The organism is uncultured Winogradskyella sp. (assembly GCF_947498345.1).
Lineage (GTDB): Bacteria > Bacteroidota > Bacteroidia > Flavobacteriales > Flavobacteriaceae > Winogradskyella.
Window position 1 is genome coordinate 144,314 of record NZ_CANMJY010000010.1, and the last position, 19,347, is coordinate 163,660.

Genomic DNA, 19,347 nt, shown 5'->3' on the forward strand with positions numbered 1-19,347 from the left:
CCTACAACGCTGAAACGATTTAATAAACATATTATAATAGCTGGCTCAGCACGCAGCGGAACAAGTTGGCTTGCAGAAATAATTGCATTACAATTTAGATATAGACTTTTGTTTGAACCTGAGCATGAATTTCAAACTAAAGAAGGACACCTTATTTGTGATAAGTACCTTTCTAAAGAATCAATTACATCGTCCCAGAAAAAGTACATAAACCGAGTTCTTAACAATAGAGTAGATTCTGACTGGATTGGACAAATAAGCAACCGTAGATTTAAAATGCATTTATGGCCATTTCTACCTAAGAAATATATTATAAAATTTGTACGATGTAATTTAGGAGTATCATTTCTTAATTCGTTTTACGACATTCCTGTGTTGTTTTTTATAAGAAACCCTTACGATGTGGTTTTTTCACAAAACCGAGTAAAATTTAGTTGGCTCTACGATCTTACCCATTTTAAGAAGCAAGAACATTTAACACGTATTTTAGAACATAAATATAGTTTTCAATGGAAAGAGCTCGATAGTTTCAATGACATTGAGATTTTAACATTGAGATGGTGCATAGAAAATAAAGTGATTTTTGATTTAAGCCCTACTAATCAAAACAACTTCATAGTTCTTCATTATGAAGAATTAAAGGCAGATATAAATATATATTATGATTTGTGTAAAACGCTTAATATAAAGCCTTTGTCTAATATAGAAGACGTGTACAGTAAGCCTTCTTCTAAAACACATCCTAAAAGTTATATTAGAGATAATGATAAAGATTCAAAACATGAATATGATATAGATACTATGGCTATCAAAGGTATTTTAGACCGATTCAAGGTAACAGCATATACCAAAAATTAAGTTGTGATTAAGTGAGAACTTTTTTAAAAAGAAGATATAAACGTTTTAAAGCCCATTATGCAAGGTATGTGTACAATAAAAACGCACCTTATCTTAAGCAATATGATAGAGTATATCACGTACATATAAGAAAAAGTGCAGGAACAAGTATTAACTCAGCGTTTTGGAATATAGCAGGTTTAAATCTTAAATCTGTTAAGCGTAAAGCACTATTAATAAAAGGGAGCTATGTTTTTGTAAGGAATAATGAGAACTTAATCAATGATGGTTGTTATTTTTATGCGAATTCTCATATTCCCTATTGGAATCTGAATATTCCTACAAATACATTTGTATTTTGTATGTTAAGAGATCCTTACAAACGTTTAGTTTCATTATACAGATATTTAAAATGGGTGAAAGATCTCGATCCAAAGGAGGCTACCTCAATAGAGCCCTACTACAATACGATATATAAGCAAACAGTTTGGTTAGGTAATAGCTTCAATGATTTTTTAGATAATGTGCCAATGAAACATATTCAGAATCAATTATATATGTTTTCTGAAACAGGTAATGTTGAAGAAGCTTTGCATAATATTAGTAAACTCGATGCGATTTACCACCAAGAAAAGTTTGAAGAGGCTATCACCGATTTGAGTTTATTGATTGGTAAAGAATTGCAAGTGAAAAAAGAACGTGTATTTGGAAAAAATGAAACTATAGTTATATCATATGAAGAAGAGCTAAAGGCACGAGAAAAACTGGCTAAAGCTTACCAGTTTTATAATAATGTTCAACTAAAAGTTGCAAAAAAATGAAAATAGGTCTCGTCTTACCTGCAACTCCTCGTTATTCTGAAACATTTTTTGTTAATAAAATCAAAGGGCTTCAGGATAATGGTTATTCAGTTGCATTATTTGTGCAGACAGTAAGGCCAAATTTCAACCTCTGTCCTGTATACAAAACACCTCAAGTTCATAAAAATAAACTCGTATTAGTATTTAACTTGCTGTGGACGGTTGTGACACTTTTTCCTCATATTAAAAAAGTGCTGAAATTCTATAGGCTTTCAAAATTATCAAAACAGCAAAGTAGCGATATATTAAAACAAATTTTTCTCAATAGTCATATTCTTAAAAAACATCTGGATTGGCTGCATTTTGGGTTTGCCACTCAAGCTATAGGGAGCGAATTAATAGCCAAGGCTATTAATGCAAAAATGGCAGTTAGCTTAAGAGGTTTTGACATTAATATATACCCTAAAAAGCATAAGAATTGCTATACTTTGCTTTGGGAAAATATTGATAAAGTACACTCAATTTCTAAATATCTATATAGTGAAGCTTTACGTTTAGGATTACCCAAAAATATTCCATATTCTATTATTGCGCCTGCAGTAGATATCAATAAGATTAAAGCTATAACTGAATCATCTCATATAAAACAAAATAAAAATCTTAAACTATGTTCAGTTGCGCGATTAAATTGGATAAAGGGCCTTACTACAGGTATAAAAACCATTGCAATACTGAAAGAAGTATATGCAGACATTGAATTTCATATAATTGGTGATGGCAACACTAAAGAACGAGAACGCTATTTATTTCTCGTTATGCAATTAGGGCTAGAGGATAACGTCTTTTTTCATTATAAATTAGAGCATAAACAAACATTAGAACTAATCGCCAGTAGCGACCTCTATATACAGACGAGTATCAATGAAGGCTTTTGCAATGCGGTTATAGAGGCTCAAGCATTGGGTAAGTTATGTGTAGCGACAAATGTTGGCGGATTAAAAGAAAACATAATAGATGGAAAAACAGGATGGTTAGTGCCTAAACAAAACCCACAAGAAGTTTCAAGAAAAATACGGTACGTTTTAGAACTCGATAATAAAGAAAAAACAGAAGTTTCTCAGAATGCTTTAAAAAGAGTGAAAAATGAATTCAATCTGGAAAATCAAAGAAAACAGTTCATAGACTTTTACTGTGATAGGGTTAGTTCGTTTTGATTGATATCTCTAGCTTATTTTTAGCTACTTCTTTTGAGAATTAATATAAAGTTCTGTACTTTTCGCTTATGATATTGTTTTTCCCTAACAAACACTACGACAAGAATCATAGAAGACATCTGTTTCCTATGTTAAAGCCTTTTATTAAAGGGCCAAATTTCACGGATCAACAGCGGATAGCACAATATGGTATATCTGATAAAGACTATACTTTTACAGATAAAATAGAAGATGCAAAATTTGCTATTCTAACTATGTCATGGTTGTATTATAAGTTAACAAATCAATCAGAGAAAGCAATTCAATTTATAGAAAAAGCTAATAAGTTAAATAAGCAAGTTTTGGTTTTTATACCTAGTGATTTTGGGATAAAAATACCAAAACACCTCGATGTAATTGTTTTAAGGGCTCAAGGTTATAAGTCTAAACTTAATAGCAAACATAATGGTTTGCCTGTTTTTGTACCTGACCCACTAAAAAAATATTATCAAACAGATACAGTATATACCAGGCCATATAATACCAACCCTACTGTTGGATTCTGTGGTCAGGCTGATTCTAATACATTTGAAACAATTAAAGAATTAGCAAAAATAGCGTTAAGAAATATGTTGTATTATACAGGGTTGAGGTATAAGACTCCACATCAATTAATAGCTACAAAACATCTTAGATATAAGCTTATAACACGTTTGAAGAGTAATAATAAAATAAACTCCAATTTTATTTTAAGAAAAGCGCATAGAGCAGGTGTAGAGTTTTTAAAAGGAAGAAATACACATAAAACGACCTATGAATTTTTTGATAATATAAAAGATTCTGATTATGTACTGTGTGTAAGAGGAGTTGGGAATTTTTCGGTCAGATTTTATGAAACCTTGGCTATGGGTAGAATCCCTGTTTTTTTAAATACAGATTGTATCTTGCCACACGATGATGACTTAAATTGGAAAAATCACGTTGTTTGGGTTGATTATAAAGACAGACATCGTGTTGCAGATATAGTAATAGATTATCATTCTAGATTAGATGAAGGTAAACTAAATGCCAAGTTTAAGGAAAATAGGAGATTGTGGGAAGATAAGCTTCAGTTAAAATCGTATTTTGAAACAATTTTTAACCATTTAGAATAAAATTTGCCTTTCACTTTTTTAAAATATATTCAACCGACTAACTATTTTGCCTTGCAAGCAAAGCAATCTTTTGTTTTTCCTGTTTACAATGATTTACCAGAGTCGGTAAAAATAGTATTAACAAAAGATGAGAATTATAAAGATAAAGATGCTACTCTTTACGATTTATCATGGCAAGCATTGCAGTTGGGTTTTATAGGTGAAGTAAAAACCTTTAGTACTTTTAAGACCCTATCTAAGGTTGATAATTACAGATTTATTAGAAAATATTTTAATCAGGTATGGGCTGTATATATCTTATTACTTAGAGTTGTAACGCTAAAGAATCCGTTTACAGAGATAAATGCATTTTTAAAGTCTAGATCGGTAAAACGCTCAAAATACTTAAAAACACCAATTTTATATCCTAAATGGAAAACATTTGATTCCAAACTATTGAGGGAAAAGTCATTGGTAAGTGTTGTCATACCTACTCTAAATAGATATAAATACTTAAAGGATGTACTTAGTGATTTAGAGAAGCAAGATTATTTAAATTTTGAAGTCATTATTATAGATCAATCCGACCCTTTTAACAATGATTTTTATAAAGATTTTGAATTAGATTTAATAGTTCACCATCAAAAAGAAAGAGCACTATGGTTAGCACGTAATGAGGCAATAAAAATGAGTAAAGGAGAATTCTTATTATTATTTGATGATGATAGTAGAGTAGAACCTAATTGGATTTCAAACCATGTAAAATGTTTAGATTTTTTTAATGCAGATATTTCTTCGGGTGTATCCATATCTCTTGTAGGAGCCAAAGTTCCGGAGAATTATACTTTCTTTAGAAGATCTGATCAGTTAGATACAGGTAATGTTCTCATAAAAAAACAGGTTTTTAGAAACATAGGATTATTTGATAGACAATTTGAAAAGCAGCGTATGGGTGACGGAGAATATGGATTAAGAGCGCATGTTAATGGTTTTTTAAATGTCTCTAACCCGTTCGCTCAGCGTTTACACCTTAAAGTTGGTTCAGGAGGTTTAAGAGAAATGGGAAGTTGGGATGGATTTAGACCAAAAAAATGGTTTGGTCCTCGGCCTATTCCAAGCGTTTTGTATTACTTTAGACGTTATTATGGTACCAAGCGTACGTTATTATCATTACTAAAGACTGTGCCTCCTTCAGTAATTCCTTATAGCTTTAAAGGCAATAAGATGGCTTTATTCTTTGGTTTTATTATAGCTTTTGTTCTATCACCTATTGTAATATTTCAAGTTTGTAGATCGTGGTACCTTGCAAGTAAAAAGATAGATTATGGTGCATTAATAGCAGAATTATGATAATGAAAGTATTACAAGTTATAGATACGTTAAAAGTAGGTGGTGCAGAGCATATTACTGTATTGTTATCTAACTTGTTGTACGAGAGAAAGGTAGATGCAGCAGTTTTAATTTTAGTAGAAAAAGGCGAATTATGTGGCTTGTTAAATACTAAAATCCCTGTATTTTTTTTAGAGAGAAAAAGAAGGTTTGACAAAAAAAAGCTAAAAGAAGTATCTCAATTAATTGATGAGTATGACCTAGTCCATATACATTTAAAACATAATTTTAGATATGTGTCTTTGGCATCCAGGTATTTTAGTAAACAAAATCATAAGCTAATATTTCACGATCATAGCCATTATTTCGGGGTTTCTAAATTAAGCGCACGTTCTGTAAAGGATAAACTATTTCAATCTGTTTTTAAGCCAGATTATTTTATAGGCGTTAGTCAGAGTAATTGTATTTGGGCGAGAGAAAGGTTACGCTTGCCCGAAGGGAAAATATTTCTATTAGAAAATACAATTGCTAAGCAAAATGTAGATGAAAAGCAAGCGATAAAAAGAGGTATTGTAATAGTGTCTAATATTAGTCGGGTTAAGAATATCGATTATGCAATTCGGCTAGCAAAGCATTTAAATGAAAGATTAACCATATTTGGTAAAATACGAGACGAAGATTATTTTAATGAGCTTGAAGAATTAGTTTCTCAGCTAGACTATGGAGAGCATGTTAAATTTGTTCATGATTGTAATAATATACAACCAGAACTGTACAACTATAAATATGCTATTCATACATCGCATCAAGAGACTGGTCCATTAGTTCTTATAGAATATCTTGCACAGGGATTACCTTTTTTGGCGTTTGCAACTGGACAAGTTTTTAAAACGATTAAAAGTGAATTACCACAATGTTTTATTTCAAAGTTTAATTTAGAATCCTGGTCTTTGAAAGTAAAAGAACTGGATAAACTTTCATCTACTTCTTTAGAACAGGTATATAGTGATTATTTTAGCAGTAATAATTATATTAATAGATGTCTAAGCATATATCAAAAGGTTATAAACTCTTAGTGATTTCTGATACAGGGATGTATCAAAAGGATAGCCATTGGTATGCTTTTGGGCCTGTTGTTACAGAACTGGAATATTGTTTGTCATTATTTTCAGAAATAACATGGATTGGGTTTAACCGAAATGATCAGTTAAACAATGCATCGTATAAACAAATTAATTCCGATAAAATTAAAGTTATTGCGTTGCAAAAAGTTGGTGGACGTAGTTTTTTAAGTAAAATAAATATTCTTATAAATTACCCTAAAATGTGGTCTGTAATCAATCATCAGGTCAAAAAACATGCTTTTATACATGTAAGGGCACCATCAAATCCCTCAATTATCGCAACACGACTTTCTATAAAATATCCCGATAAAAATTTTTGGTTTAAGTATGCTGGTAGTTGGGTTGGCAAAACTTCAAAATCCTATAGTTGGCAGCGAAATAAGCTCAAAAGTCTAAAACGCAATAGTAAAATAACAGTTAATGGGTTGTGGGATAATCAACCTAAGAATATCTTGGCTTTTGATAATCCTTGTTTAGATGATGAAGATAGAGGTTTGGGTAAAACTATTGTTGAGCAAAAAGCAGTTAAAAAGCCATATAATATTTGCTTTGTTGGTGGTTTAAATGACAATAAAGGAGTGCTAAATTTAATAGAAGCAGTTAAACAACTAGAACCATCTTTAATCAATGAGATAAATATTGTTGGCGATGGTGTACTGAGAGATACTCTATTTAAAAAAAGTACAGGATTAAACATTAATTTTTATGGGTACTTATCTAAAAAGGACGTTGTTTCAATTTATACAAAATCCCATTATATTGTTTTGCCTTCCAAAAGCGAAGGATTTCCTAAAGTAATTAGTGAAGCTATGAACTATGGTTGTCTCCCAATAGTGTCAAGCGTATCTTGTATTCCTCAAATAATAGGCGAAAATAATGGTTATCTACTGAGAAGTATAGAGGTTAGTAGTATTGTTGAGACATTAATAAGGGCTTTACAGATTGACGAACATCTTTTTTATAAAATGATAAGCAACAATTACCAAATAGCTAACAGATTCACCTATAAGATATATTTAGATAGAATCAAAAATGAAATTTTTGAATTAGAGACACTGTAATTTTTGTAAATATTTACAATTTACTGAGATACTTTTTTGTGAGCGTATTATTTTATTTAAATTTAGAGCGCTATTAATCATTATTTTAGGGAGTTGATTAGAAGAAGAATCAAAAAAGTTTTAAAAAGGCATCCATTCTTGTACTATACAAGATTTCGACTATTATCTCATAATGCCGATACAGAAGAGGTTAATCAAGAAACTTATAATAAATACAATCAAGAAAAGGATATCCCTAAAATCTATTATGAGATCAATAAAGAGATTTTCAAAAATAAACTACCAGCAACCGAATTAGAAAAAGCAAAACAAATTGCACTATGGCTTAGGTCTAATATTAAAGGCGGTCCTGGTTTGAGTCTTCCTTCAGATGAAGCTCTTGTTAGTATGTTAGATGGACGTGGTGGTGTATGTAGCGATTTATCTCAAGTATTTAATAACTTTTGTGTTATTAATGGAATATTAGTAAAAGAATGGGGTATAACTATAATGCCTTTTGATAAGCGTTATGGTGGGCATGCGGTAAATGAAATCTTTTCTAAAGAAATGAATAAATGGATATTAATAGATGTTTCGAGGTGTATATTATTCTATCTAGAAGATAATGTAGAGCCTCTTTCAACATTAGAAGTATTCACAGCAAATGGAAATTTAAGACATTCTTCCTTGTTAGGTATTGAAAAGGAAGATAAACAATTACAGAATTATTTTTATAATCCATCAGCAACTCCATACCTTATTGTTTCGTACAAAAATAAATTATATGATAGCTATTTGAGAGGCCTAAAACAATGGTTTCCTATTTTTGTGATTCATTTTTTGGTATATATGACTGGTAGAAGTTATAAATATAAGTTTCCGCTTTCCGATTATAATGATTTATTTAAATCTGCTTAATTTTATTGCATCTATATAAAGGTTATATAACCCTGTTTTTTTGAAGTCAAATAACAAATACGTATTCTTAATTATTTTACATGCTGTACTCGGTGTTGTAATTTATTTGGCGCTTCCGGTATCTAAGGTTTATTTTAATCTTGCCTTGCTTTACTTTTTTGTTAATATAATAATTAGTCCAAAGAATAAAAAAACAATTGCTGTTTTGCAGGCTTGTGCATATTTTGTAGGTGCAGAAGTACTGTTTAGAATGACTAAAGGCGGATTGGCCTATGAAGCTTCAAAATACCTTATTATAGTTTTTGTACTGATTGGTATGTTTTATAAGGGTATCTCAGGAAAAGGTTATTCTTATTTTATTTATTTAGTGCTACTTGTACCTTCAGTGATTTTAGCATCTATGAATTTAAGTCTGGAAGCTAACTTTAGAACCAATGTGGCTTTTGTTTTAAGTGGACCAACTTGTTTGGGCTTAGCTGCTTTATTTGCGTATGATAGAAAGATTTCGATCAATGCCTTAACTAACATTTTAATGTACGCCTCACTACCTATCGTAAGTATGACGATGTATCTATATTTCTATAATCCAAGTATAGAAGAAACACTCTCGGGTACATCATCAAATTTCGCAGCCTCAGGTGGATTTGGTCCAAATCAGGTTTCTACTATTCTAGGTCTTGGTATGATTGTTTTTACGGTACGTCTATTATTGCATTCCCCAACCTTGTTCCTTAAAGTTTTGAATATGTCATTACTAGCTTTAATATCTTTTAGAGCTGTAGTTACTTTTAGCAGAGGTGGTGTGTTTACTGCAATAATAGTAATTGCAGCTTTTGTAGTATTGTTGTACAATAAGTCCTCGAGAAAACAAAGAAATCAATTAGCAATATCTTTCTTTTTATTTTTAACTAGCATTATAGTTACATGGATGATTAGTTCAGCCATGACCATGGGTTTAATTGATAAGCGTTATGCTAATGAGGATGCTTTAGGAAGAGGTAAAGATGATATAACTACAGGGCGAGTAGAACTCTTTATGGATGAAATAGAAGGCTTTATACAATCACCGTTTTTAGGGATTGGTGCAAGTAGAGTTAAGGATAGGCGTTTAGGTATGGGAGGTAAAGGTGTGGTATCTCATAACGAAATCAGTAGATTATTATCTGAGCATGGACTCATTGGTATTATTATTTTATTGATACTTATATTTACGCCATTATCCTATCGCTCCAGAAATAAGAATAATATATTCTTTTATGCATTCTTGGCTTTTTGGTTTGCGACGATAAACCACTCAGCAATGAGGATTGCTGCACCTGCATTTCTGTATTCACTATCATTATTAAATGTTAAGTATGAAAAACGTCCTCTACATAGGAAACGTCTTATCAAATAAGGGTAAAACTGTTACTTCAATAGAGGTGCTTGGTAACTTCTTAAGTGGGCTATACCATGTAAAAACCGCGTCTAATAAATCCAATAAAATTCTAAGATTATTGGATATGACAATGCTAGTACTCAATAATAAAAATAAGACAGATTATGTATTAATTGATACTTATAGTACTGCTAATTTTTATTATGCTCTAATTATAGCTCAAATATGCAAGTGGTTTAATATTAAATATATTCCAATTTTAAGAGGAGGTGATTTAGAAAGCAGACTAATTAAAAATCCTAAAATGAGTCAAGCTATTTTTAAATATGCTTATAAATTAATTGCTCCATCAAGTTTTTTAAAAACTATTTTTAATAAATATGGTTATAGCGATATTACTTTTATACCAAATACCATTGAGATAAATAGATACAAATTTAAAAATAGAGAAATTGATACTATTAAACTTCTATGGGTAAGGTCATTTGCCGAGCTGTATAATCCAAAAATGGCAGTTTTGGTATTAAAGCAACTTATCGAGAAAGGCTACAAAACACAGTTAACAATGGTAGGTCCTGATAACGACGGAACATTATCAAAAGTGAAACATCTGGCTGAAGAGAACAATGTAAAGGTTAATTTTACTGGAAAATTATCTAAAAAAGATTGGTTGGCATTATCAGAAAAGAGTAATATTTTCATTAATACAACAAATTTCGATAATACACCTGTGAGTGTCATTGAAGCTATGGCATTAGGCTTACCAGTAGTTTCTACTAATGTAGGAGGATTACCTAATTTAATAATAGACAAAAAAGAAGGAATTTTAGTACCTCCTACTAATGTAGAAGAAATGGTTGATCAAATAATCAATTTAAAAAAAGATAAAAAACTAAAAGATAGTATGGTTATAAATGCCCGAAAAAAAGTTGAACAATTTGATTGGGAAGTTGTTAAACCTAAATGGGAGGCACTTTTGTCTTGATTTAAAGTTAAAAATAAAATGTACTTATTATCTTTACCTATTACTAACCCTCTACATGAAGCATAAAAAAGGAATTCATTTTGAAGTTTCAGAGCGAAAGATTTTACTTAGAATCGTGGATCTATCTATGGTTTTTCTTTCCATATATTGCTTAGATCTATTTTTTGATTTTGAATACATTCAATTTAGTCAAGATAATACGGTCGCTCTAATATTGTTAGGAGTGTATATTACCATTTTCGGAACCGTATTTGAACTCTATGATCTACAAAAAGCAAGTAAGCTAGATACTACATTTAGGAATATAGTTATCACAACATCTACAGTTGTATTGTTTTATCTTTTAACACCTGTTCTATCTCCATATTTACCTGAAGAACGTATACAGATAGTGTATTTTTTTATGGCTATCATTATTTCCATTTTATTATGGCGATTAGTATATATAAACCTCATTGAATCTCCCAGATTCTATAAGCGTGTCCTTTTGGTAGGAGAGGTTTCTAATATTGACGGTTTAATTAAAGCGTTAGATACTTCAGATCCAAATTATAAAATTGTTGGATTTATAAATAGTGAAGTTTCAACATCAGAATCTGTAAAATTTAAAGGACTTAAAGAGTTTATAGCTAAAGATTTTTTAGAAATTATTGAAAGAGAAAGGATTTCTGAAGTATTAGTTGCAAGCTTTAATACCGAATCCATTATTGCTGAGGTTTATCACGACTTAATGCTATTAATGGAGCGAGGGTTTAAAATAAGAGAATATACTCAGGTATATGAAGAATTACTCTATAGAGTACCAATTCAGTTTGTAGGCAAGGACTTTTATAAATACTTCCCATTTAGCAGAAGTAACGAGAATAAACTTTACATTTTTTTTCAACGTGCTTTTGATATTATAATTGCTATTTTAGGTCTGATCACCGGATTACTTTTATTACCATTATTGCTTATTGGTAATGCATTAGGTAACCGAGGACCAATATTTTATTCTCAAGAACGAGTTGGTAGAAACAGTAAGCCATTTAGAATATTAAAGTTGAGAACTATGGTGATCAATGCCGAAAAGGATGGTGTTAAATGGGCTCAAAAAGATGACAAGCGCGTCACAGCTTTCGGAAGATTTTTAAGACGTTCTCGATTAGATGAAATCCCTCAATTTTTTAATGTTTTAAAAGGTGATATGAGTATTATTGGTCCAAGACCAGAACGCCCATTTTTTGTAAATGAGCTATCACGTATTATTCCATTTTACGAAACACGTCATATCATTAAACCTGGTCTTACAGGTTGGGCACAGGTTAATACAAGATACGGATCGTCTATTGACGATAGTTTAACTAAACTACAATACGATTTATATTATATAAAGCACAGAAGCATCTTCTTAGACTTTAGTATAACGATTAAAACTTTAAGTACAATTTTGTATTACAGAGGGCAATAAACTAATTTCTACTATAAAACCTTAACAAATAAATATACCTAAGCGTTAAAGCAATCAGCAAAGGAATTAAACCTATAGCAAATACTTGAACTCCGATAAGCCAATGCAAAGTTAATAGGCAGAGCATTATAATTAAAAGCTTAAGGTAGGCTTTAAACCAGTTTTTAATTTGTGTTTTAAAGAGTTGACCTATTACAAATATATTAAGCGGTACAGCCCAAAGTACATTATAATTCTGAGCAGTTGCAGAATGATCAGTTGTAAACCACAGTAATAAGAGCAATACGCCTATTATTCCCGTAAGAGTAAATAAGGTAATGTCTAACCAATTACTACGTGTTTTATTTTTTGAATCTCTATAAGTGATATATAGAATAAGAGCTGCAATTATACCTAGAATCATTAAAGGACTATACAGAAAGTTAGATGCTGATTTTTTAGCTCTATTCTTATATAAAGTAGATGAATTTTTTATTAGATTTTCTTTGCCATTTATTTTGGCAACATCAAAAAATAAATAGATATACTTCGGCAAAAACATGTATTCCTTTGGTTTAGCTTCTTTATCAATAACCGCGCCTAATGCTATATCTATTCCTAAGCTTCCCCAGGAATTACGATTTAAATGTTCGTGTATTAATGCTCTAAACGTTTTAGGTTCAAAATTTTCAGGTAATGTAAAATCTATGTTAGAATTTGTGACTATAGCTGCGACATCTCTTATTCGTGTAGCACAATTGTCATAAAAGAAATCGTATTTATATTTTCTATTCTCAGGCTTGTAATTATTTTCTAAAAAATTAAAAAGTTTTTGTTTTTCTTCTAAAGAGAGATTTAATACCTGTTCATCTATACGTCTATTATAACTAGAATAGTGGTAGTATATATCAGAAAATTTATGTTTGCTTATAAGGTAGTTTAACTTTCCTCTTGCAAATTTTAAATAGAAATTTGGGGCGTCAAAATCATATTCTCCATAGCCATACACTAAATCAATACCTTTTTTATTATCTGTAATTCTAAAAGCATTGTGGCCAAAGGAGTCGTTTAATGATTGTCCTGGGCCAAAAGTTAGTACAGATACTTCTGCTTCTTCAGACAGCGTATGTTGTTGACCAAATATTGCCAATGTTATAAAAAGAAATAGAAAAGAAAGTGTTTTTTTTACCAAAATCTAGACTTACTAATTTAATTGATCTATGTGTTATATTCTACTAATAAATGTCCTTGTAGCCATAGGAATACCTATTTATCTAAAAACACTAAAATCTATTTTTAAAGAAAATACGTTAGAATATAAAGCTGCACTTTGATCACCTATATCTGTAAAAGCATAATCAAGTTGTATACCTTTATACTTAAATCCTACGCCAAAATTAGGTTGAAATGTTAGATTTTCAGAATCATCAATTTGTCTTTCATTCTGAAAGTTACCGACTCCACCTCTTAAAAAGACCAGATCAGTGTAACCAAATTCAAATCCTAAAGCTGGATTTATACTTGCAAATGAGGTGGAAAATACATCATTATTCTCTTCAAAACGTACATTTAGATTGGCTGCTGCTAATAGCGAGTAGTCGTAATGGAAAATCCATTGTTTAGACATTCCAATTTGTAATTTAGGAATTGTAATTTCTGTAGTTTCTGGTAATTCCTGATTCTGCCCTTCAATTGCTCCGCTAATTCGTTCAAAATTATCTTCGTCAATAGACCAGGAATTATATGTTGTAGTTATGTCTCTTGCCATTAAACCAAACTTCCATCCCGATTTATTTTCAAACTGTATACCTGCATCGAGTCCAAACCCCCAAGACGAAGCAAAATCGCCAATAATTCGTCGTATTACTTTGGCGTTTACGCCAAAATTTAAACCATCTAAAGGTAACTTTCTGGCATATGAAAAGGTTAATCCGTAATCTGCAGTAGAGAATGTACTTATTCTGTCATAGTTAATATTACCTTCATCATCAATCAACTGTGTGGTATCTAAAATATCATCAACACCAAATCTAATTAAAGATACACCAACAGCACTTCTATCATCTAATGGCATACCAAAACCTATGTAGTTATAATTGGCTATGTTAGCAAAATAGCTAGAGTGCATCAAAGCCAATTGCTTGTCTTCGAGGTATACCAATCCTGCCGGATTCCAGTATCCGGAATTTACATCACTGGTTTGTGATACAACAGCATTACTCATACCCAATGCAGCAGCATCCACACCAATATTCATAAATTCATTAGAATACTTTCTTGTAGTCTGAGCCGAAACAAAAAGTGTAGCAAGTGTTAAGAGAATTACAATGTAATTTTTCAACAGCAATATTTTTTTACAAAGATGCACAATTTTTCTATTTATTTAACTTCAAAATAAGCTACTTATTGTTTAATAAAGGGGCAATTTGAAAAAAATAACAAGTTAAGCTCAAATACTTTTTTATTTTTACAAAAACTAAGTCCATGAGTTTAAAACGACATCTACCCAATATAGTTACACTTCTCAATTTGTTTTCGGGTTGTATTGCTGTGGTATTTGCGGTCTATGGAAATTTTGTTGTGGCTGCAATGTTTGTGTTTTTAGGTATATTTTTTGATTTTTTTGATGGTCTATTAGCACGTAAACTCAATGTGCAAAGTCCCTTAGGAATTCAACTAGATTCTTTAGCAGATATGGTTACTAGTGGAGTAGTGCCAGGAATTATTATGTTTAAATTAATTTCCTTAACCGTAGATGCGCCAGATTATTCGACTCACAGTGATAGTTGGAATTCTATTTTTCATTGGCAAGGTTTTAAATTATCTGTTTTACCGCTTATAGGCTTATTTATTCCGTTAGCATCTGCATATCGCTTAGCCAGATTCAATTTAGATGAAGACCAGCAAACGTATTTTAAAGGGCTTCCTGTACCAGCAAATACCTTATTGATTTTATCATTACCAATGATTTTAGAGTTTCAAAATAATGATATTATGAATTCTATTATTATTAATAAGTGGTTTTTAATAGGAATAACACTTTTAAGTTGTTATTTACTCAACTCTAAGATTAAATTATTTGCGTTAAAGTTTAAAGACTGGAGTTTTAAGAATAATGCAACACGTTATATCTTTTTAATACTTGGTTTAGTGCTATTAATTGTTTTGCAGTTTGCGGCAATACCAGTTATTATCATTCTATACATTTTATTATCAGTGTTAAATCAGAAACAAATCAATTAACAAATTTTACTAAATATATAAATGGCTTCAGGCTTTTTTGCATTATTAGACGACATTGCAGCACTTATGGATGATGTTGCGACAATGACCAAAGTGTCAACCCAAAAAACAGCAGGGATTTTAGGCGACGACTTAGCGGTAAATGCCGAGAAAGCTTCTGGCTTTAGTCCATCGAGGGAGCTCCCTGTACTATGGGCAATTTCTAAAGGGTCTTTAATAAATAAGCTCATTATATTACCAATAGCTTTTTTAATGAGTGCTTTTATACCAAAAATGGTCATTGTTGTTTTGGTACTGGGAGGACTGTATTTGGCTTACGAAGGTGCAGAAAAAATTTATGAATTCTTTTTTCATAGAACTGAGAAGAGAGTAGTGGCTGCACAACACAATATTTCGACTGAAGAATTGCTTAAAGTTGAAAAAAAGAAGATTAAATCTGCAATTATTACTGACTTCATCCTTTCTGTTGAAATTGTGATTATTGCATTAGGTACCGTAGTTAAAGAAAATTTAACCACTCAAATCATTGTTGTTTCTATAATTGCATTAATTGCTACAGTTGGTGTATATGGTATTGTTGCACTTATAGTGCGTATGGATGATATGGGGTTAAAGCTTATTCAAAAGAGCAAGTCCAATTCTGGATTTTTATATAATCTTGGTATGGGATTAACTAAAGCACTGCCGTGGATTATCAAAGCATTATCAGTAATAGGAACACTGGCTTTATTATTGGTAGCAGGAGGAATTTTTGTACATAATATCGAATACTTCCATCATCTTTTAGAAGGTATACCAGGCATATTAAGAGATTTTATTATTGGTCTTGCCGTTGGAATTATTTGTTTACTTGTTGTTAAAACTGTAAAACTTTTTTTGCCTAAGAAAAAATAAAAAGTGATTTACAATGTACGATTGGGTAGCGAAAGTCATTGGTTTATCATTAGTAATAATCGCTTTTCTACTTAACAGATTTGCTAAAACTAAATTAAATAAACCTAACAGAAAGCTTAAACTTTATTTGGGTGCTCTGTTGATATTTATATTAGGGCTTATTGTTTTTATTGAGGGATTTAATTGGATTTAGAACTCTAATTTCTTCTTACGAAGCTCAAAATTCTGACCTAAATATACCTTACGTACCATTTCATCATTTGCCAGTTCTTCTGGGACTCCAGCTTTGAGGATACCACCTTCAAACATAAGATATGTTCTGTCTGTAATAGCCAAGGTTTCTTGTACATTGTGGTCTGTAATGAGGATACCAATATTCTTTTTGGTGAGTTTGGCTACTATACGCTGAATATCTTCTACAGCAACTGGATCTACTCCTGCAAAGGGTTCATCCAGAAGAATAAAATTAGGATCAGTTGCTAAAGCTCTGGCAATTTCAGTACGTCGACGTTCTCCACCCGAAAGCAAATCTCCTCTATTGGTTCTAATATGTCCTAAACCAAACTCTTCAATAAGCGATTCCATTTTTTCGTGCTGTTGCTTTTTGCTTAAATTGGTCAGCTGTAGTACACTAAGAATATTATCTTCTATGCTTAATTTTCTAAATACAGAAGCTTCTTGTGCTAAATAACCAATACCATTTTGTGCGCGTTTGTACATTGGGTATTTAGTAATGTTGGTATCATCTAAATAGATATTACCACCATTAGGTTTTATAATACCCACAATCATGTAGAACGATGTGGTTTTACCAGCACCATTAGGGCCAAGTAAACCAATGATTTCTCCCTGATTAACTTCTAGAGAAACATCTTTTACCACTTTTCGCCCGCTATAGGACTTCATTAAATTTTCTGCACGTAACTTCATAATGCTATTTAGAACGTTAAAAATAAGAAAATCATATAGATTAAGTAATTATTAACTATATAATAAGTTGAATTTTGCTCTTATGGAATTAACCTATACAAGTTTTGCAAAAGCATGTGAAAATTGAAGAGCTACGTAACATCATCAAAAGAAGTTGATGTTAAAGAGTGGTTGATACTTATGAAATAGTTAGGTTTTACAGTAACACAAATAAGAGCGATTTTAGTGATACTTTATAAGGATAAAGGTTTTTTTCATTGTTTAATATATCTGTCTAATTGACCGCTTTCAGTTGTAATAGATAGTGTTATAATTCCATTCGAGTCTGTATGAATATTATTAATGATATCACATGTATAATCTATAATATTCGTTTGTCTTTTTAAAAAAACATCAAATCCATTATTTGAATTTGAACCGCAAGAAGGAATAATACTATACTGATAAATTTCTTCTTGAAGTTCATTATTAACATATTCTTTTTGTATACCTTGACTAGTAAATTCAATTTTATAGTCAGGGTCATCTTCTGATATCCAAGTACCAATGATTAAGCTATTGTAATTAATAATTTGTTGAGCCTGCGATTGTGCCTTACAGTTTAAAAATAATACTGCAAAAATGAATACTGTTATTATAACTAAGGTATACTTCATTTATAATTAAATCACTGCTTTATAAACACCATATTTTCTAATTGAAAGCCCAAAGTTGGTTCAACTATATCTTCTTCTTTAGTTAACCCATATCCAGATGACATGTTTACTTTTAATGCATCTTCCCCATTAATAACACGATTATGTAAGATAATGTCTAAGCCTGAATTAACTAAAGGGTCATCCATATATAATTGCAAGCGTATTTCACCATCTACACAATCATCAACAGGGGAAACTTCGCAGGTTTTTCTAGTGAAATTTCCTTCAATACTATGGTTTTCTCCAAGGTCTTGACTAAGTTGATTTAGTGTATTTATTTTCTCTACACCATTTTTAATATATTGGTATTCACCAACTATTAAATCGGTATAATAGTCTCCATTAAATTGCATTGTCCTTTTTTCTAATACCATTTTTAGAGATGTGTTTCCATTAGTATATAACCAAGTACCTTCGAAGGCATCTAAATCGTTGTTTAGATCTTTATAGTATGCGTTGTTTTGGTATTCCCAATCTAAACTATCAATTGATTTTATAGGTGATTGTGCCTTACAGTTAAAAAATAATACTGCAAAAATGAATATTGCTATAGTGGTTATAATGTGTTTCATAACGGTTTGTTTTTAGTTACAAGGTAAGATGTTTACTTCTGAATTTCTTGAATTAGGATTATCTAATTCTAGTTTGTTCCAATTGCTTATATTTTCATCAGCCGCCTTATATAAGGATATACCATGATTTTTGAATTTTCTTAAAAAGGCACGTTCAATATTATCGTCATTCTTATATGCTTTTCCTAATTCATATTCAATGTTTTTTCTTTTCTTTACATCATTATTTCCTCTGGCATTTGCCCAATCACTTTCAATTTTAGCATTTAATGCCTCGTAATCATCCACTTTTAGAGCATATACTGTGCCATTATGGTTAACACAAATATTAAATACATGGTCTTTGCCAAAAGCACCAACTTCCCTGTAAATTTCTCGGACTGCTTGTAAGTCTGTCCAAGAAAACATTGGTTTTTTCCCTTCAGGATGTGTATGTATTACACCAATATAAAAAATTCCTGTAGTAAATTTTGATTTTTTGTCGTTTACACCTTTTTTAATTCCTCCGGACACAAGAAATGTTTCATAATCCGTTTCTCCAAATTGACGTTTTACTTCTTGATACCATTCTTCTTTTTCGTTTGTTTTTAGCCTAAGTTGGTCTATAATAGATTTAATATTTAGACTTAAGGAGTCTGTTTTTCTTAAATCTTTAAGGCTTTTACAATTATCGGTCTCATTAGATGCGGCACCAACTTTTTTGCCCACAGGTGATGTTAATGAAGCAATATTTGTATTACCTGAGCTATTACCAGTTCCATCACCTCCAGTACTACCACCAGCATTGGGGTCTCCTCCATCTGGTGGGTTATCTCCACCAGAGTCAAATACGCATTCATAAGTG

At 31.1% G+C, this 19,347-nt stretch carries 19 protein-coding genes; 13 read left to right on the forward strand and 6 right to left on the reverse strand.

The window, feature by feature from the left end; all coding sequences use genetic code 11:
* Positions 1 to 36: 36 nt before the first annotated feature.
* The 11 genes from Q0912_RS13930 (at position 37) to Q0912_RS13980 (ending at position 12,187) form a co-directional block, all read left to right on the forward strand.
* Entirely contained in the window at positions 37 to 858 is an 822-nt protein-coding gene (locus tag Q0912_RS13930; protein WP_299116183.1) for a sulfotransferase family protein, read from the forward strand.
* An 11-nt stretch (positions 859 to 869) separates the two neighbouring features.
* Complete coding sequence (locus tag Q0912_RS13935) at positions 870 to 1,658, forward strand: sulfotransferase family 2 domain-containing protein (protein ID WP_299116139.1); 789 nt, start codon at positions 870 to 872, stop codon at positions 1,656 to 1,658.
* Entirely contained in the window at positions 1,655 to 2,851 is a 1,197-nt protein-coding gene (locus Q0912_RS13940) for a glycosyltransferase family 4 protein (protein WP_299116141.1), read from the forward strand. The genes Q0912_RS13935 and Q0912_RS13940 overlap by 4 nt, the downstream gene beginning before the upstream one ends.
* Positions 2,852 to 2,919: 68 nt before the next feature.
* Complete coding sequence (locus tag Q0912_RS13945) at positions 2,920 to 3,984, forward strand: exostosin family protein (RefSeq protein ID WP_299116143.1); 1,065 nt, start codon at positions 2,920 to 2,922, stop codon at positions 3,982 to 3,984.
* A 51-nt stretch (positions 3,985 to 4,035) separates the two neighbouring features.
* Positions 4,036 to 5,313, forward strand: coding sequence for a glycosyltransferase family A protein (locus tag Q0912_RS13950; RefSeq protein WP_299116145.1), 1,278 nt, complete (start codon positions 4,036 to 4,038; stop codon positions 5,311 to 5,313).
* Positions 5,314 to 5,315: 2 nt separating this feature from the next.
* Positions 5,316 to 6,368: a glycosyltransferase gene (locus tag Q0912_RS13955; RefSeq protein ID WP_299116147.1), complete on the forward strand. Its 1,053-nt coding sequence runs from the start codon at positions 5,316 to 5,318 to the stop codon at positions 6,366 to 6,368.
* On the forward strand, positions 6,332 to 7,477 hold the full coding sequence (locus Q0912_RS13960; protein WP_299116149.1) for a glycosyltransferase: 1,146 nt from the start codon (positions 6,332 to 6,334) through the stop codon (positions 7,475 to 7,477). The genes Q0912_RS13955 and Q0912_RS13960 overlap by 37 nt, the downstream gene beginning before the upstream one ends.
* Positions 7,478 to 7,615: 138 nt before the next feature.
* Positions 7,616 to 8,374, forward strand: coding sequence for a transglutaminase-like domain-containing protein (locus tag Q0912_RS13965; RefSeq protein ID WP_299116152.1), 759 nt, complete (start codon positions 7,616 to 7,618; stop codon positions 8,372 to 8,374).
* A gap of 40 nt (positions 8,375 to 8,414) precedes the next feature.
* The gene (locus Q0912_RS13970; RefSeq protein ID WP_299116154.1) at positions 8,415 to 9,770 is read left to right on the forward strand and encodes an O-antigen ligase family protein; all 1,356 of its coding nucleotides are present in this window, start codon (positions 8,415 to 8,417) and stop codon (positions 9,768 to 9,770) included.
* Entirely contained in the window at positions 9,730 to 10,737 is a 1,008-nt protein-coding gene (locus Q0912_RS13975) for a glycosyltransferase family 4 protein (RefSeq protein WP_299116156.1), read from the forward strand. The genes Q0912_RS13970 and Q0912_RS13975 overlap by 41 nt, the downstream gene beginning before the upstream one ends.
* Before the next feature lie 55 nt (positions 10,738 to 10,792).
* On the forward strand, positions 10,793 to 12,187 hold the full coding sequence (locus Q0912_RS13980; RefSeq protein WP_299116158.1) for a sugar transferase: 1,395 nt from the start codon (positions 10,793 to 10,795) through the stop codon (positions 12,185 to 12,187).
* 1 nt (position 12,188) lies between these two features.
* On the opposite strand, the gene Q0912_RS13985 is transcribed toward Q0912_RS13980, so the two are convergent.
* Positions 12,189 to 13,316, reverse strand: coding sequence for a DUF4105 domain-containing protein (locus Q0912_RS13985; RefSeq protein WP_299116161.1), 1,128 nt, complete (start codon positions 13,314 to 13,316; stop codon positions 12,189 to 12,191).
* A 120-nt stretch (positions 13,317 to 13,436) separates the two neighbouring features.
* The gene (locus tag Q0912_RS13990) at positions 13,437 to 14,507 is read right to left on the reverse strand and encodes a PorV/PorQ family protein (RefSeq protein ID WP_299116162.1); all 1,071 of its coding nucleotides are present in this window, start codon (positions 14,505 to 14,507) and stop codon (positions 13,437 to 13,439) included.
* Positions 14,508 to 14,650: 143 nt separating this feature from the next.
* Between Q0912_RS13990 and Q0912_RS13995 the strand changes: the two genes are divergently transcribed.
* Both Q0912_RS13995 and Q0912_RS14000 read left to right on the forward strand, forming a co-directional pair.
* Complete coding sequence (locus Q0912_RS13995) at positions 14,651 to 15,409, forward strand: CDP-alcohol phosphatidyltransferase family protein (RefSeq protein ID WP_299116164.1); 759 nt, start codon at positions 14,651 to 14,653, stop codon at positions 15,407 to 15,409.
* A 21-nt stretch (positions 15,410 to 15,430) separates the two neighbouring features.
* Entirely contained in the window at positions 15,431 to 16,303 is an 873-nt protein-coding gene (locus tag Q0912_RS14000) for a DUF808 domain-containing protein (protein WP_299116166.1), read from the forward strand.
* A gap of 189 nt (positions 16,304 to 16,492) precedes the next feature.
* Here Q0912_RS14000 and lptB read toward each other — a convergent pair whose 3' ends face one another.
* The 4 genes from lptB to Q0912_RS14020 form a co-directional block, all read right to left on the reverse strand.
* Entirely contained in the window at positions 16,493 to 17,233 is a 741-nt protein-coding gene (gene lptB, locus Q0912_RS14005) for an LPS export ABC transporter ATP-binding protein (RefSeq protein WP_299116168.1), read from the reverse strand.
* Positions 17,234 to 17,487: 254 nt separating this feature from the next.
* Positions 17,488 to 17,889 carry a hypothetical protein gene (locus tag Q0912_RS14010; protein WP_299116171.1) on the reverse strand — a complete coding sequence of 134 codons (402 nt, stop codon included), beginning with the start codon at positions 17,887 to 17,889 and terminating at the stop codon, positions 17,488 to 17,490.
* Between the two features lie 11 nt (positions 17,890 to 17,900).
* Positions 17,901 to 18,503, reverse strand: a complete 603-nt coding sequence (locus Q0912_RS14015) for a DUF6705 family protein (RefSeq protein ID WP_299116173.1) — start codon at positions 18,501 to 18,503, stop codon at positions 17,901 to 17,903.
* Between the two features lie 12 nt (positions 18,504 to 18,515).
* On the reverse strand, positions 18,516 to 19,347 hold an 832-nt coding region (locus Q0912_RS14020), incomplete at its 5' end, for a hypothetical protein (protein ID WP_299116175.1).

Excerpts from the sequence above, each read along its gene's own strand:
- Q0912_RS13980 (WP_299116158.1), top strand. The coding sequence starts at position 10,793 with ATGAAGCATAAAAAAGGAATTCATTTTGAAGTTTCAGAGCGAAAGATT.
- Q0912_RS14015 (WP_299116173.1), bottom strand. The coding sequence starts at position 18,503 with ATGAAACACATTATAACCACTATAGCAATATTCATTTTTGCAGTATTA.
- lptB (WP_299116168.1), bottom strand. The coding sequence starts at position 17,233 with ATGAAGTTACGTGCAGAAAATTTAATGAAGTCCTATAGCGGGCGAAAA.
- Q0912_RS13945 (WP_299116143.1), top strand. The coding sequence starts at position 2,920 with ATGATATTGTTTTTCCCTAACAAACACTACGACAAGAATCATAGAAGA.
- Q0912_RS13995 (WP_299116164.1), top strand. The coding sequence starts at position 14,651 with ATGAGTTTAAAACGACATCTACCCAATATAGTTACACTTCTCAATTTG.
- Q0912_RS14000 (WP_299116166.1), top strand. The coding sequence starts at position 15,431 with ATGGCTTCAGGCTTTTTTGCATTATTAGACGACATTGCAGCACTTATG.
- Q0912_RS13975 (WP_299116156.1), top strand. The coding sequence starts at position 9,730 with ATGAAAAACGTCCTCTACATAGGAAACGTCTTATCAAATAAGGGTAAA.
- Q0912_RS14010 (WP_299116171.1), bottom strand. The coding sequence starts at position 17,889 with ATGAAGTATACCTTAGTTATAATAACAGTATTCATTTTTGCAGTATTA.
- Q0912_RS13955 (WP_299116147.1), top strand. The coding sequence starts at position 5,316 with ATGAAAGTATTACAAGTTATAGATACGTTAAAAGTAGGTGGTGCAGAG.
- Q0912_RS13960 (WP_299116149.1), top strand. The coding sequence starts at position 6,332 with ATGTCTAAGCATATATCAAAAGGTTATAAACTCTTAGTGATTTCTGAT.
- Q0912_RS13940 (WP_299116141.1), top strand. The coding sequence starts at position 1,655 with ATGAAAATAGGTCTCGTCTTACCTGCAACTCCTCGTTATTCTGAAACA.